The following is a 14,740-nucleotide window of genomic DNA, read 5'->3' on the forward strand; positions in this document are numbered from 1 at the left end:
GACGGGAGATGCGGACAGAACTTGTCCACAGCCTGTGGGCGGTGATGCTGGCCGTGGCCGCGACAGCGTGTGTGGTGGTCATGGGGCGTCGGGTGCGTGCCAGAAGGTCGGCTCGTCGCCGTGGTGCGGCGCTCTTCGGGGAACGAGCGGTGGCGAGCCGGGGCGGTCGGCGACGCCAGTGGCCGGGCCGGGGTGGTGTGGCGAGAGGCGGCAGGTTGCCTGTCGTGGCGGCCGGGGCCGGCGGCGTCGCATGCGTCGCGTTCACAGTGGGGGTCTCCGGCTGTGTGGTCACGCTTGTCGCGACCGCGTACGTCCTGTGGAGGCGGCGGAGGAAGACCGCGCGAGCTGAGGGAGAGGTCACGGCGGAGGAAGCGGCGACGCAGCTTCCCCTGGCAGCCGATCTCCTGGCCGCGTGTCTGGCGGCCGGCGCGAGCCCCCGGGAGGCCGCCGAAGCGGTCGGGGGCTCACTGGGCGGCCCGGTCGGCGAGCGGCTGGCCCAGGCTGCCGCCGAGGTCCGGCTCGGCGGTGAGCCCGCCACGGCCTGGGGGCGGCTGGGAAGCGTGCCCGGGGCGGCAGGGCTGGCCCGCTGCCTGGAACGGGCACAGGCCACGGGCGTTCCCGCGGTCGAGCCGATGTCGCGACTGGCCGAGCGGCTGCGTGCCGAGCAGGGCAGGGCGGCGGCCATCCGGGCCCGGCGCGCGGGGGTTCTGGCCACCGCCCCACTGGGTCTGTGCTTCCTGCCCGCATTCCTGACGGTCGGTGTGGTGCCCGTGGTCATCGGACTGGCGAGTGGGCTCATGCGCGGCACCGGGCCGTGACGCCACGGCGACGGACGGAGATTGACGTGGTGGCAGAACGGGCGGCGGGCGAAGCCGGGAGGGAGAGCGAGCAGACGAACCAGGCTGAAGCGGTCGGGACGCGGACCCGTCGAGACACGGACGGCGGGCTGGGACAAGGGATCCAGGACGTCAACTGGTGGCGACTGGTGGCAGAAGAGGCAGACGGACAAGGCGGGGGAGTGGCAATGGCAGCGATGACGGAAACGACCGCGATGGCGGCAGCGCCGACGGGTGCGACGGTGAAGGCGACGTCGTGGTGGTCGCGTCGGCGAGCCCGGCTGAGGGCGGACGCCGGGCAGGCCGGTATGACCACCGCCGAGTACGCGGTGGGGACTTTGGCGGCGTGTGCGCTCGCGGCGGTGCTCTACAAGGTGGTCACCAGCGGTGCGGTGAGCGGCGCGCTCCAGCAGCTGATCGTCAGGGCGCTCCATGCGACGTTCTGACGACGGCTATGTGACCGCCGAGACCGCGGTGGTGCTGCCGACGTTGACGCTGCTCGCCCTGGCCCTGGTCTGGGCGCTGATGGCTGCGGCCGCGCAGATCCAGTGCGTGGACGCGGCCCGGGCGGGAGCGAGGGCGGCGGCCCGGTCCGACCCTCCGGCGACCGCCGTCGCCGCGGCCCGGGCGGCGGCTCCGCGCGGCGCCCGGGTCGGGCTGGCCCGGGAGGGCGACCTCGTGCGGGTGCGGGTCGAGTCCCGGGCAGCGGGCCCCGGTCCACTGGCGGTGTCGCTGCGGGGAGAGGCGGTGGCTCTTGCAGAGGAGACGGTGGGGTGACGCCGGCTCGGCGACGGTGTGGGCGGCGGTAGCGGCGATGGCGCTGTGCGTGGTCTTCACGGCAGTCCTGGCCATGGGGCAGGCCGTGGCGGCCCGTCACCGTGCCGGAGGAGCGGCGGACCTTGCGGCACTGGCGGCCGCCGACCACGCTCTTTCCGGTGAGCCGGCGGCGTGCGGGCTCGCCCGGAAGGTGGCGGTGGCGCAGGGCGCCGTGGTGGTGCGGTGCGCGGTGAGCGGCGAGATCGCCGAAGTGGCGGCCGAGGCGAGGGCGGGCCCCTACGCCGTGCGCGTACGGGCCCGCGCGGGACCGCCGGAAGCTGCGTACGCGCTGCGGAGCGGAGGCGCCGGTCAGGGGTGACGCCGGGGGTTCCCTCCTCGGTGGCCGTCTCCGCCGGAGTCGGGCCCTCAGTAGCTGTACCGGCAGCAGCCGGCTTCTTAGCCGGCCTCCTCCGCTGCCGGTCCCTCAACCGAGGGAGGTCCGGCAGCTGGATGGCCGGACGTTTCCTGTGAAGCGTCGCGGGGGGTGTCCTGCGAAGTCATATCGGACCGGTCCTCCGAGGGATCGCCGGACCGCTCCTTCGAGGGATCGCCGGAGGTGACTTCCGGAGTTTCGCCGGAGGGCTCGTCCCGGCTTCCGGGTGGATCCTCCGGCCAGGGGGCTGACGAGGGGGCCGACGGGGCGTCGGCCGGGGCTCCGGCGAGGAGGCGGGTCAGCAGGCGGATGGCGGCTCGTTTGTCGAGCGGGTCGTTGCCGTTGCCGCACTTGGGGGACTGGATGCACGACGGACAGCCGGAGTCGCACTCGCAGGAGGCGATCGCCTCGCGGGTGGCCTCCAGCCAGCCGGCGGCCGTGTGGAAGGCGCGTTCGGCGAAGCCGGCGCCGCCGGGGTGGCCGTCGTAGACGAAGACGGTGGGAAGGAGCGTATCGGGGTGCAGGGGGATGGAGACGCCCCCGATGTCCCAGCGGTCACATGTGGCGAAGAGGGGGAGTATGCCGATGGAGGCGTGTTCGGCGGCGTGCAGGGCCCCGCCGAGGGCCTCGGGGGTGATGCGGGCGGCGTCGAGCTGGTCCTCGGTGACCGTCCACCACACGGCCCGGGTGCGCAGCGTGCGAGGCGGCAGGTCCAGCTTGGTCTCGCCGAGCACCTCGCTCGTGATGAGTTTGCGGCGCAGGAAGGAGACCACCTGGTTGGTGACCTCGACCGAGCCGAAGCACAGCCGGGCGTCCCCCCAGGGGATCTCGGTGGTGGTCTCCAGGATGGAGATGGCGGTCGTGTCGCGGGCGGTCGTGGAATAGGGCGGGTCGGCCTGCTCGACCAGGGCGACGGACTGTTCCAGGTCCAGCTGGCGCACGAGGTAGGTGCGGCCTTGGTGGAGATGGACGGCGCCCTCGTGGACGGTGGTGTGGGCGGCGGAGGCGTCCACCGTGCCCAGCAGCCGTCCCGTGCCCTCCTCCACGACCTGGACGGGGCGGCCGCCCCCGCCGCGGATGTCGGTGAGGTCAGCGGCGCGCTCGCGGCGGGTCCAGTGCCAGGCCGCGGCCCGGCGGCGCAGCAGCTTGCGGGCTTCGAGCTGGGAGATCACGACCATGGCCTCGGGGCCGAAGAGCGACAGGTCGGACTCGGTGAGCGGCAGTTCCTCGGCGGCCGCGCACAGATGGGGGGCGAGGACGTAGGGGTTGTCCGGATCGAGGACCGTGGCCTCCACGGGCTGCCGGAACAGGGCCTCTGGGTGGTGGACCAGATAGGTGTCCAGCGGGTCGTCCCGGGCGACGAGCACGGCGAGCGCGCCCCGGCCGGTGCGGCCCGCGCGGCCGGCCTGCTGCCACAGCGAGGCCCGGGTGCCGGGATAGCCGGAGAGGAGGACGGCGTCGAGGCCGGCGACGTCGACGCCCAGCTCCAGGGCGGAGGTGGCGGAGAGGCCGAGCAGTTCGCCGGAGTGCAGGGCGCGCTCGATGGCGCGGCGTTCCTCGGGCAGGTAGCCGCCGCGGTAGGCGGCGACGCGGGAGGGGAGGGAGCGGTTGACGGCGGCCAGGCGTTCCTGGGCGATCAGGGACACCAGTTCGGCGCCCCGCCGGGAGCGTACGAAGGCGACGGTGCGGACGCCCTGGACGGCCAGGTCGGTGAGGAGGTCGGCGGTCTCGGCGGTGGCGGTACGGCGGACGGGGGCGCCGCGCTCGCCGTGGAGCTCGGTGAGCGGGGGCTCCCACAGGGCGAAGACCAGTTCGCCACGCGGCGAGGCGTCCTCGGTGATCTGGGTGACCGGCACGCCGGTGAGCCGGCTCGCGGCGGTGGCCGGGTCGGACGCGGTGGCGGAGGCGAGGAGGAAGACCGGGTCCGAGCCGTAGCGGGCGCAGACACGCCGCAGCCGGCGCAGCACCTGGGCGACGTGCGAGCCGAAGACGCCGCGGTAGGTGTGGCACTCGTCGATGACGACGTAGCGCAGTGCGCGCAGGAAGGAGGCCCATTTGGCGTGGGCGGGCAGGATCGACAGGTGGAGCATGTCGGGATTGGTGAGGGCGTAGTTCGCGTACTGGCGCACCCACTCCCGTTCCTCGACGGGCGTGTCCCCGTCGTAGACGGCGGGGCGGACGCTCCTGCCGAGGGGGCCGGCGAGTTCCCGTACGGCGCGGCGCTGGTCGGCGGCCAGGGCCTTGGTGGGGGCGATGTAGAGGGCGGTCGTGCCGCGACCGTTGGGGGCCTCCGAGCCGTCCAGGAGGGTGCTCAGGACAGGGGCCAGGTACGCGAGGGACTTGCCGGAGGCGGTGCCGGTGGCCACCACCACCGATTCGCCCCGCAGGGCGTGCTCGGCCGTGCTCGCCTGGTGGGCCCAGGGCCGGTCGATGCCGGCGGCCCGGATGGCGTCGATGACTTCCGGCCGGATCTTCTCGGGCCAGGGGGCATGACGTCCGGGACGAGGGGGCAAGTGCTCCGTATGAGTGATGCGTGCAGCCCGGGCTGCCCCGGCGGTCAGTCGGTCGAGGACCGTGCGGGGAGGCGGGTGTACGCCCGCCTCCGGCGGGAGTTGATCGTTGGCCATCGACATCGAGTGTGTCACTGGGCTGACGGACAATGGCGTCAAGGCGTCGTGCGCGCCTGCCGGTAAGTGATTGAATGCCATCGCGGCTGCCGATCCATGGGGGGCGACCGCTCGATGCAAGGTGCTGGAGGATCCGTGGACCTGTCCCTGTCGACCGAGACCGTAGGCGACCGTACGGTTGTCCGGGTCGGTGGCGAGATTGATGTGTACACCGCGCCCAAGCTGCGTGAGCAGTTGGTCGAGCTTGTCAACGACGGCAGCTATCACCTCGTCGTGGACATGGAGGGCGTCGACTTCCTCGACTCCACCGGGCTCGGCGTCCTGGTCGGCGGGCTGAAGCGCGTACGGGCCCACGAGGGCTCGCTGCGGCTGGTCTGCAACCAGGAGCGCATTCTCAAGATTTTCCGTATCACCGGCCTGACCAAGGTGTTCCCGATCCACACCTCGGTCGAGGACGCGGTGCAGGCGACCGACTGACGGCCGGGTGGCGGGCCGGCCGCGCTGTCGGCCGTCCGCCCGCCCGACGGCAGCCGCGCAGTCAGGCACACAGTCACGCCGGGGGGTTACGGGCGCGAGGGTCCGTCCTCTCTGCGAGTCAGCCCTGGCCCCTGTGGGCGCGAGGGCACGTACCACCGAGGGGGATGGCATGGCCACCGTCGAACTGCTCTTCAGTGCCCTTCCCGAGCATGTCCGGACGGCCAGGCTCGTCGCGGCCGCGGTGGCGCGCCGGGCCGGGGTCGACGAGGCCGTTCTGGACGAGGTCCGGCTGGCCGTCGGCGAGGCGTGCTCGCGTGCGGTCGGTCTGCACGTCAACCATGGGATCTCCAGCCCTGTGCGTGTCGTCCTGACCGAGGACGAGAAGAAGTTCTCCATCGAGGTCGGGGACGAGGCGCCCCGCCCCGTCCCGCTGGCCGTCGCGACCGCCTCCGGTGCGGCCTCGCCCTCCGGCGTGCCCTCCGCGCCCGCGGGAGCGGAGGACGGCGGTGGTGAGAGCGAGGACGACATGGGTCTCGCCGTCATCAGCGGGCTGGTCGACGACGTCGAGGTCACGGCCGACGAGGCCGGGGGTCTGATCCGGATGAGCTGGCCGACGACCCCGGCGTCCGTCGCGTCGTAGAGGATCCCGCGTCTCTGGCGTCACCGCCGTAGAGGACCACCGCGTTCCCAGCGCCGCAGTGGCCGTTTCCCCCTCCCCTGGGGTCACCACAGCTCGTTTCCGCGCCTAGCGTCCTCTTGTCGGCCTAAGGCCCCGGATCCCCGTCCAGGGCCGTCAGGCAAGGCCGGCAAGGCGCTGGTCCCTGGCGGCAGGAGCCAGAGTGGCCGGGCAGTGCCGGCTGCCGGGGTGTGGGTGCCGCAGTGCCACTCTTGCGGTGCTCAGCGCATTTCCGTAGTTCTGCCTGCCTCGAATGGCGTAAGCAGGGTGGCTGATCCGGTTTTTCGCGCCGGGCGTAGGTGACGGGAATGCGTTTCGTGGGGTCCGCCAAGGGCGCCACGGATCTTCACGAGGGATCTTCACGAGCGAACACCGGGAGATCGATTACGCCGCGGGCCGCCTCCGCGGTCCTCCGTATTCACGCATTCGATCTTCACTTTCCTTCAGTCGAGCAGACTCATTCCGTTTCCCGCGCTCTGTTTTGATCTCGCCATGCTCCCTACAATCCGTCCATCTTGAGCTCAGGACGCCTGAGCGTGGCGGCTGTTCTCGCGGTCGCGGGTCAGCTGCGCGCCCATGTGCCAAACGTCAAGGAGGACGAATGGCGGGGCCTCTTACCCCTGAACAGGTGGACTCCACTCAAAGACTCGCCGTCGAACTGACCAGCGGCAATCGCACCCTGATCATGGTGATCGCGGTCGTCGCCGTCGCGGCGCTCGCGGTGGCCGTGGTGCTGGTGCGTCAGGTGCTGTCGGCAGGCGAGGGCACCGACCGCATGAAGGAAATCGCCGCGGCGGTACAGGAAGGTGCCAACGCCTACCTCGCCCGGCAGTTGCGCACGCTCGGCGTCTTCGCCGCGATCGTGTTCTTCCTGCTCATGCTGCTGCCGGCCGACAACTGGTCGCAGCGCGCGGGACGTTCGGTCTTCTTCCTGGTAGGCGCGCTCTTCTCGGCGGCCACCGGCTATATCGGCATGTGGCTCGCGGTGCGCAGCAACGTGCGGGTCGCCGCGGCCGCGCGCGAGGCCACGCCCGCCGAGGGGGAGCCCGAGAAGGACCTGACCGCCGTCTCGCACAAGGCCATGAAGATCGCGTTCCGCACGGGCGGGGTCGTCGGCATGTTCACCGTCGGCCTCGGCCTGCTGGGCGCCTCGTGCGTGGTGCTGGTGTACGCGGCGGACGCTCCCAAGGTGCTGGAGGGCTTCGGCTTCGGTGCGGCGCTGCTGGCGATGTTCATGAGGGTCGGCGGCGGCATCTTCACCAAGGCCGCGGACGTCGGCGCCGACCTGGTCGGCAAGGTCGAGCAGGGCATCCCCGAGGACGACCCCCGCAACGCCGCCACCATCGCGGACAACGTCGGGGACAACGTCGGCGACTGCGCGGGCATGGCGGCCGACCTCTTCGAGTCGTACGCCGTCACGCTCGTCGCCGCGCTGATCCTCGGCAAGGCGGCCTTCGGCGACTCGGGGCTCGCCTTCCCGCTGCTCGTGCCCGCCATCGGCGTGATCACGGCGATGATCGGCATCTTCGCGGTCGCACCGCGCCGCAGCGACCGCAGCGGCATGAGCGCGATCAACCGGGGTTTCTTCATCTCGGCCGTCATCTCCCTCGTCCTGGTGGCGGTGGCCGTGTTCGCCTACCTGCCCTCCGACTACGCGGACTTGAAGGGCATCACCGACGAGACCGTGCGCGGCCACGACGGCGACCCGCGTGTCCTCGCGCTCGTCGCGGTCGCCATCGGCATCGTGCTGGCGGCGCTCATCCAGCAGCTCACCGGCTACTTCACGGAGACCAGCCGGCGTCCGGTGCGGGACATTGGAAAGACGTCCCTCACCGGCCCCGCGACCGTCGTCCTCGCCGGCATCTCCGTCGGCCTGGAGTCCGCGGTCTACTCGGCGGTGCTCATCGCCCTGGCCGTCTACGGCGCCTTTCTGCTGGGCGGCACGTCGATCATGCTGGCGCTGTTCGCCGTGGCGCTGGCGGGGACGGGTCTGCTGACCACGGTGGGCGTCATCGTCGCCATGGACACCTTCGGGCCGGTCTCCGACAACGCCCAGGGCATCGCGGAGATGTCCGGGGACGTCGAGGGCGCGGGCGCGCAGGTGCTCACCGACCTCGACGCTGTCGGCAACACCACCAAGGCGATCACCAAGGGCATCGCCATCGCCACGGCCGTCCTGGCGGCGTCCGCACTCTTCGGCTCGTACCGCGACGCGATCGCCACCGCGGTACAGGACGTGCACGCAAAGTCCGGGGAGATGGGCTTGAGTCTGGACATCTCGCAGCCCAACAACCTCGTGGGGCTCGTGCTCGGCGCGGCCGTCGTCTTCCTCTTCTCCGGGCTGGCCATCAACGCGGTCTCGCGCTCGGCGGGCTCGGTCGTCTACGAGGTGCGCAGGCAGTTCCGTGAGCACCCCGGGATCATGGACTACACCGAAAAGCCCGAGTACGGGCGCGTGGTGGACATCTGCACCAAGGACGCGTTGCGCGAACTGGCCACGCCCGGGTTGCTCGCCGTCATGGCGCCCATCGCGGTGGGCTTCTCGCTCGGCGTCGGGGCGCTCGGTTCGTATCTGGCGGGCGCCATCGGTACGGGCACACTGATGGCAGTCTTCCTCGCCAACTCCGGTGGCGCCTGGGACAACGCGAAGAAACTGGTGGAGGACGGGCACCACGGAGGCAAGGGAAGCGAGGCGCATGCGGCGACGGTCATCGGTGACACGGTCGGCGACCCGTTCAAGGACACCGCCGGTCCGGCGATCAACCCGCTGCTGAAGGTGATGAACCTGGTGGCGTTGCTGATCGCGCCGGCAGTGGTGAAGTTCTCGTACGGTGCCGACGCCAGCAGGGGAGTGAGAATCGGCGTCGCCGCGCTGGCAATTGTCGTCATCGTCGCAGCGGTGTACGTCTCCAAGCGGCGCGGTGTCGCGGTGGACGGCGACGACGGGAACGCCGAACGGGCGGCGAAGCCGGTGGATCCGGCGGTGGTGTCCTGACGCGGTCGGACAGCTGACGGCCGCTCACCGGAAAGAGCCACAGAGCACCGACGGAAGACCGCAGAGCACCGGCGGAAAACCGACGAGCACCGCGGAGAAACAGAAGAGCACCGGCAGGCACCGAAGGCAGGTGAGGAAGCGAACAGCACGGCGAGCACCCGTACGTATCCGCCCGCGCCCGGACAGCCGCTCCGCGGTTCCCAGGTGCGGTGAACGCCACGCCAAGCTTGGTGCAAATGGCTTCAAAAGGGTACGTACGGGATGCTTGGCTCCCGGCTCCTGTCGCCCGGCCGTGTAAGTTCCGGGGCCGAGAGCCATTGAAGGGACCAATCCGGTGAACAAGAAGCTTGTGGCTGCACTGTCCGGCGGGGCGGCACTCGTCCTGGCGCTGACCGGCTGCGGCGGTGACGACGGCACCAACAAGAAGCTGGATGACTGGGCGAAGAAGGTCTGCGACCAGATGCAGCCTCAGGTGAAGAAGATCGAGGACGCCAACCGGGCGATCGCCTCGGTCCAGAACGAGACGGACTCGAAGAAGACCCAGCAGACCGATTCCGTCGCCTTCCAGTCCAACGTGGACGCCTACAAGGGGCTTGCCGCCTCCGTGCAGGACGCAGGCGCGCCGCCGGTCAAGGACGGCGAGAGCAGCAAGACGAACGCGGTCAAGGCGCTCAACGACCTCTCCGGTGCGTACGGCGCCCTGAAGACGCGGGTGGACGGGCTGGACACCGGCGACCAGGCGAAGTTCGGCGCGGGGCTCAAGCTCATCGCCGGCGACATCGGCAAGCTGCGCAGCCGCAGTGACGAGGCGCTGACGAAGCTGCAGGCCGGGGATGTGGGCAAGGCCATGGCCAAGCAGCCGAGCTGTCAGAAGACCGGAGCCGCGACGCCGTCGAAGAAGTGACGCTCTCGTCGGGGTGACGCGGTCGAGGGGTGGGCCCGCGCCCCGTTGGGCTTGGGCGCCGGGCTTTCGCCATTTGTCAGTGCCGCCCCCGACAATGGTCCCGTGAGTACCACGCACCTCCCCGCCCCTGACCCCGCGCGCACGGCCCGGCTGCGCGAGGCGCTGCTGGCCGCCGCCTTCACCGCCGACGGCCTTCTCGACCTGCTCGGTGCCCCCGCCTACGCCGCGCTGGCCCGCAGCGAGACCGTGCCCGCGCTGCGCGCCACGCGCGGGGACAGCCCGCTGGAGACCCTCGTCCGGCTCTTCCTGTTGCAGCGGCCGGTGGCCTACGAGCGCGCGGCCGCCGCCCTCCCGGTCGACGACTGCCTGGCCGACGGCTGGCTGGTGCGTGACGGTTCGGACGCCGACGCGGTGCGGGCCAGCCTGGACGTGCGCCCCTACGGCGGCCCCGAGGGCCAGGACTGGTGGATCGTCTCCGACCTGGGGTGTGCCGTCGGCGGGGCCGGCGGCATCGCCGGGGGCGCCGACGGAGCGGGCGGGGTGGACCGCTCGGAGCTGGTCCTGGGCGTGGGGGGCGCCTCCACCACGCTCGCCGGGATCACCGTCCGTAAGCCCGTGGGCAGCGCCCTCGACCTCGGGACGGGTTCCGGCATCCAGGCGCTGCACGCCGCCCAGCACGCCACCAAGGTCACCGCCACCGACCTCAACCCGCGCGCGCTGCACATCACCCGGCTCACGCTCGCGCTGTCCGGCGCACCGGAGGCGGACCTGCGCCAGGGTTCGCTCTTCGAGCCGGTGGCGGGGGAGACGTTCGACCTGATCGTCTCCAACCCGCCCTTCGTCATCTCGCCCGGCGCCCGGCTGACCTACCGCGACGGCGGCATGGGCGGCGACGACCTGTGCCGCACGCTGGTGCGGCAGGCGGCCGACCGGCTCAACGAGGGCGGCTACTGCCAGCTGCTCGCCAACTGGCAGCACGTCGAGGGCGAGGACTGGCGGGACCGGCTGGCGTCCTGGGTGCCGCGCGGCTGTGACGCGTGGATCATCCAGCGCGAGGTGCAGGACGTCGCGCAGTACGCCGAGCTGTGGCTGCGGGACGCGGGCGACCACCGCTCCACGCCCGAGGAGTACGTGGCGCGTTATGACGCGTGGCTGGCCGAGTTCGAGGCCCGCAGGACCAAGGCCATCGGATTTGGCTGGATCACGCTGCGCAAATCGGGTGCCGAGCGCCCTTCGGCGATCGCGGAGGAGTGGCCCCACCCGGTGGAGCAGCCGCTGGGCGCGACCGTGGCGGCGCACTTCGAGCGGCAGGACTTCCTGCGTACGCACGACGACGCGGCGCTTCTGGCCACCCGCTTCCGGCTGGCCGACGAGGTGGTGCAGGAACAGGTGGGCCTGCCGGGGGCCGAGGACCCCGAGCACGTGGTGCTGCGGCAGAACCGCGGGATGCGACGGGCCACCAAGGTGGACACTGTGGGTGCGGGCTTCGCGGGCGTGTGCGACGGCACCCTGGAGGCGGGCCGGATCCTGGACGCGATCGCCCAGCTCGTGGGCGAGGACCCGGTGCTCCTGCGGGACCGTACGCCGGAGGCGATCCGGATGCTCGTCGAGCAGGGATTCCTGGAGCCGGCGGCCGGCTGAGCCCGGCCGGCGGAGCCGCCTTTCACCGGGCCGGCGCGGTGAAAGGGGCCGGTGAAAGAGGAGGCCGACGCGCGAGAAGACGAAGACGACTCACGAGAAGAGGAAAAGGAGGGGTCGTGTTCGCGTCACATCTGTCCCACCGGCAGCCAGCCCCTCCACCCCGGTGGTGACTGGTTGTGTCAGGACCGTCACACGGGTGGTGTGACGGTCCGGGCGGCAGACAGGACGCTTGTCGGGTTACCGTTCGAGTGGCGTTGCGGGCTTTTTCCGTTTGACACGGGGGCGGGATGTACCGTCACACTCCGCAGCGTCACGTAACGCCCACACCGAAACGCCCACACCGAGTGTCGACCGGAAGAAGAGCGAAGTTGTCCCCGACCAGCGAGACCGCAAAGGGCGGCCGCCGACTCGTCATCGTCGAGTCGCCTGCCAAGGCGAAGACGATCAAGGGCTACCTCGGCCCCGGATACGTCGTCGAGGCGAGCGTCGGGCACATCCGTGACCTGCCGAACGGGGCCGCAGAGGTCCCGGCCAAGTACAAGGGCGAGTCCTGGGCCCGCCTCGGCGTGAACGTCGAGGCCGACTTCCAGCCCATCTATGTCGTCAACGCCGACAAGAAGGACCAGGTCAAGAAGCTCAAGGAACTGCTGTCGGAGTCCGACGAGCTCTTCCTCGCCACCGATGAGGACCGCGAGGGAGAGGCCATCGCCTGGCACCTCCAGGAGGTCCTCAAGCCCAAGGTCCCGGTGCGCCGGATGGTCTTCCACGAGATCACCAAGGACGCCATCCAGGCCGCCGTGGCGAACCCGCGCGAGCTGAACAAGAAGCTCGTCGACGCCCAGGAGACCCGCCGCATCCTCGACCGCCTCTACGGCTACGAGGTCTCGCCGGTCCTCTGGAAGAAGGTCATGCCCCGGCTGTCCGCCGGCCGGGTGCAGTCCGTGGCCACCCGCCTCGTCGTCGAGCGGGAGCGCGAGCGCATCGCGTTCCGCTCCGCCGAGTACTGGGACCTCACCGGCACCTTCAGCACCGGCCGTGGCGGCGACGCGAGCGACCCGGGCACCTTCGCCGCCCGGCTCACCTCGGTCGACGGCCGCCGCGTCGCCCAGGGCCGTGACTTCGGTTCGACCGGCGTGCTCAAGGGCGGCTCCACGGTCCTGCACCTGGACGAGGCCAACGCCCGCGCGCTGGCCGCGGCGCTTGCGCAGTCGGCCTTCTCCGTGCGGTCCGTCGAGTCCAAGCCGTACCGCCGCTCCCCGTACGCCCCGTTCCGTACGACCACGCTTCAGCAGGAGGCCTCGCGCAAGCTGGGCTTCGGCGCGAAGGCCACGATGCAGGTGGCCCAGAAGCTGTACGAGAACGGCTTCATCACTTATATGCGTACGGACTCCACGACCTTGTCCGAGACGGCGATCGGCGCCGCCCGGGCCCAGGTCACCCAGCTCTACGGCGCCGACTACCTGCCGGAGAAGCCGCGCACGTACGCCGGGAAGGTCAAGAACGCCCAGGAGGCGCACGAGGCGATCCGTCCTTCGGGTGATCGTTTCCGCACTCCCGCGGAGACCGGCCTCACCGGCGACCAGTTCCGGCTCTACGAGCTGATCTGGAAGCGGACCGTCGCCTCCCAGATGAAGGACGCGACCGGCGACTCCGTCACCGTGAAGATCGGCGGCCGGGCGAGCGACGGCCGGGACGCCGAGTTCAGCGCCTCCGGCAAGACGATCACCTTCCACGGCTTCATGAAGGCCTACGTCGAAGGTGCCGACGACCCGAACGCCGAGCTGGACGACCGCGAGCGCCGCCTGCCGCAGGTCTCCGAGGGCGACGCGCTGACGGCCGAGGAGATCACCGCCGACGGCCACGCGACCAAGCCCCCGGCCCGCTACACCGAGGCATCGCTGGTCAAGGAGCTGGAAGAGCGCGAGATCGGCCGCCCGTCGACGTACGCGTCGATCATCGGCACGATCCTCGACCGCGGCTACGTCTTCAAGAAGGGCACGGCGCTCGTGCCGTCCTTCCTGAGCTTCGCCGTGGTGAACCTGCTGGAGAAGCACTTCGGCCGGCTCGTCGACTACGACTTCACCGCCTCCATGGAGGAGGACCTCGACCGCATCGCCCGCGGCGAGGCCCAGGCCGTGCCGTGGCTGCGCCGCTTCTACTTCGGTGAGGAAGCCGAAGGCGTCGCGGGCGGCGCCGCCGACGCGGGCAACGGCGACGGCGACCACCTCGGCGGCCTGAAGGAGCTCGTCACCGACCTCGGCGCGATCGACGCCCGCGAGGTGTCCTCCTTCCCGGTCGGCAACGACATCGTGCTGCGCGTCGGCCGCTACGGCCCGTACGTGGAGCGCGGCGAGAAGGAGGCCGAGGGCCACCAGCGGGCCGACGTCCCGGACGACCTCGCGCCGGACGAGCTGACCGTGGAGTACGCGGAGGAGCTGCTCGCCAAGCCGAGCGGCGACTTCGAGCTGGGCACCGACCCGGAGACGGGCCGCCAGATCGTCGCCCGCGACGGCCGCTACGGCCCGTACGTCACCGAGATCCTTCCCGAGGGCACCCCGAAGACCGGCAAGAACGCCGTCAAGCCGCGTACCGCCTCGCTCTTCAAGTCCATGTCCCTCGACACGGTGACCCTTGAGGACGCCCTCAAGCTGATGTCGCTGCCGCGCGTCGTCGGTACGGACGCCGAAGGCGTGGAGATCACCGCCCAGAACGGCCGCTACGGCCCGTACCTGAAGAAGGGCACGGACTCGCGGTCGCTGGAGAGCGAGGACCAGCTCTTCAGCATCACGCTGGAGCAGGCCCTGGCGATCTACGCGCAGCCCAAGCAGCGCGGCCGCGCCGCCGCGAAGCCGCCGCTCAAGGAGCTGGGCACCGACCCGGTCAGCGAGCGTCCGGTCGTCGTCAAGGACGGTCGCTTCGGCCCGTACGTCACCGACGGCGAGACGAACGCGACGCTGCGCCGTGACGACGACGTCGAGACGATCACGCCGGAGCGGGGCTACGAGCTGCTCGCGGAGAAGCGCGCCAAGGGTCCGGCCAAGAAGACTGCCAAGAAGGCGACCGCGAAGAAGACGGCCGCCAAGAAGGCCCCGGCGAAGAAGACCGCGGCGAAGAAGACGGCCGCGAAGAAGACCACCGCGGCGAAGAAGACGACGGCCAAGAAGACCACCACGGCCAAGAAGACGGCTGCGGCGGCGAAGTCGGCGGCGTCCGCCGAGGCCGAGTAGGCAGCGCCGGCCGGGCGCCGGCAGCCGGCGTCAGCCGGGCCGGGTGGCCGGCCGGGTCCGGGCCGAGGAGCAGGACGGTGAGGGGGCGGTGGGCCGGATTCCGGGCCACCGCCCCCTCGTGTGCCGCCTCGTGAGGGACGCCGTCCCGCCCGCTGTTCATCCACCCGC

11 protein-coding genes are annotated in these 14,740 nt (G+C 71.3%); 10 read left to right on the forward strand and 1 reads right to left on the reverse strand.

The genetic code is table 11. The features are described from left to right. Positions 1 to 284 precede the first annotated feature (284 nt). The 4 genes from CYQ11_RS16510 (at position 285) to CYQ11_RS16525 (ending at position 1,971) form a co-directional block, all read left to right on the forward strand. Positions 285 to 818 (forward strand): type II secretion system F family protein, encoded by a 534-nt coding sequence (locus CYQ11_RS16510; RefSeq protein WP_398780631.1) that lies wholly within the window; start codon positions 285 to 287, stop codon positions 816 to 818. A 215-nt stretch (positions 819 to 1,033) separates the two neighbouring features. Continuing rightward, the gene (locus tag CYQ11_RS16515) at positions 1,034 to 1,282 is read left to right on the forward strand and encodes a DUF4244 domain-containing protein (protein ID WP_240003473.1); all 249 of its coding nucleotides are present in this window, start codon (positions 1,034 to 1,036) and stop codon (positions 1,280 to 1,282) included. Next, entirely contained in the window at positions 1,269 to 1,613 is a 345-nt protein-coding gene (locus CYQ11_RS16520) for a TadE family type IV pilus minor pilin (RefSeq protein ID WP_099199793.1), read from the forward strand. Before CYQ11_RS16515 ends, CYQ11_RS16520 begins: the two co-directional genes overlap by 14 nt. A gap of 37 nt (positions 1,614 to 1,650) precedes the next feature. Next, positions 1,651 to 1,971 (forward strand): Rv3654c family TadE-like protein, encoded by a 321-nt coding sequence (locus CYQ11_RS16525; protein ID WP_099200189.1) that lies wholly within the window; start codon positions 1,651 to 1,653, stop codon positions 1,969 to 1,971. A gap of 77 nt (positions 1,972 to 2,048) precedes the next feature. Here the strand turns inward: CYQ11_RS16525 and CYQ11_RS16530 are convergent, their stop codons facing one another. After that, complete coding sequence (locus CYQ11_RS16530; RefSeq protein WP_240003439.1) at positions 2,049 to 4,733, reverse strand: DEAD/DEAH box helicase; 2,685 nt, start codon at positions 4,731 to 4,733, stop codon at positions 2,049 to 2,051. 54 nt (positions 4,734 to 4,787) lie between these two features. On the opposite strand from CYQ11_RS16530, the gene bldG reads away from it, so the two are divergent. From bldG to topA, 6 genes are all read left to right on the forward strand, one after another. Further along, positions 4,788 to 5,129 carry an anti-sigma factor antagonist BldG gene (gene bldG / locus CYQ11_RS16535; RefSeq protein WP_030367299.1) on the forward strand — a complete coding sequence of 114 codons (342 nt, stop codon included), beginning with the start codon at positions 4,788 to 4,790 and terminating at the stop codon, positions 5,127 to 5,129. Positions 5,130 to 5,298: 169 nt separating this feature from the next. Beyond that, positions 5,299 to 5,769, forward strand: coding sequence for an ATP-binding protein (locus CYQ11_RS16540; RefSeq protein WP_099199792.1), 471 nt, complete (start codon positions 5,299 to 5,301; stop codon positions 5,767 to 5,769). Positions 5,770 to 6,406: 637 nt separating this feature from the next. After that, the gene (locus tag CYQ11_RS16545) at positions 6,407 to 8,800 is read left to right on the forward strand and encodes a sodium-translocating pyrophosphatase (RefSeq protein WP_099199791.1); all 2,394 of its coding nucleotides are present in this window, start codon (positions 6,407 to 6,409) and stop codon (positions 8,798 to 8,800) included. 334 nt (positions 8,801 to 9,134) lie between these two features. After that, entirely contained in the window at positions 9,135 to 9,704 is a 570-nt protein-coding gene (locus CYQ11_RS16550; protein WP_240003438.1) for a small secreted protein, read from the forward strand. 102 nt (positions 9,705 to 9,806) lie between these two features. Further along, complete coding sequence (locus CYQ11_RS16555) at positions 9,807 to 11,345, forward strand: DUF7059 domain-containing protein (protein ID WP_099199789.1); 1,539 nt, start codon at positions 9,807 to 9,809, stop codon at positions 11,343 to 11,345. Positions 11,346 to 11,713: 368 nt separating this feature from the next. After that, positions 11,714 to 14,572 (forward strand): type I DNA topoisomerase, encoded by a 2,859-nt coding sequence (gene topA / locus CYQ11_RS16560; RefSeq protein WP_099199788.1) that lies wholly within the window; start codon positions 11,714 to 11,716, stop codon positions 14,570 to 14,572. Positions 14,573 to 14,740 lie beyond the last annotated feature (168 nt).

Origin of the sequence: Streptomyces cinnamoneus, from assembly GCF_002939475.1 — a bacterium.
GTDB lineage: Bacteria > Actinomycetota > Actinomycetes > Streptomycetales > Streptomycetaceae > Streptomyces > Streptomyces cinnamoneus_A.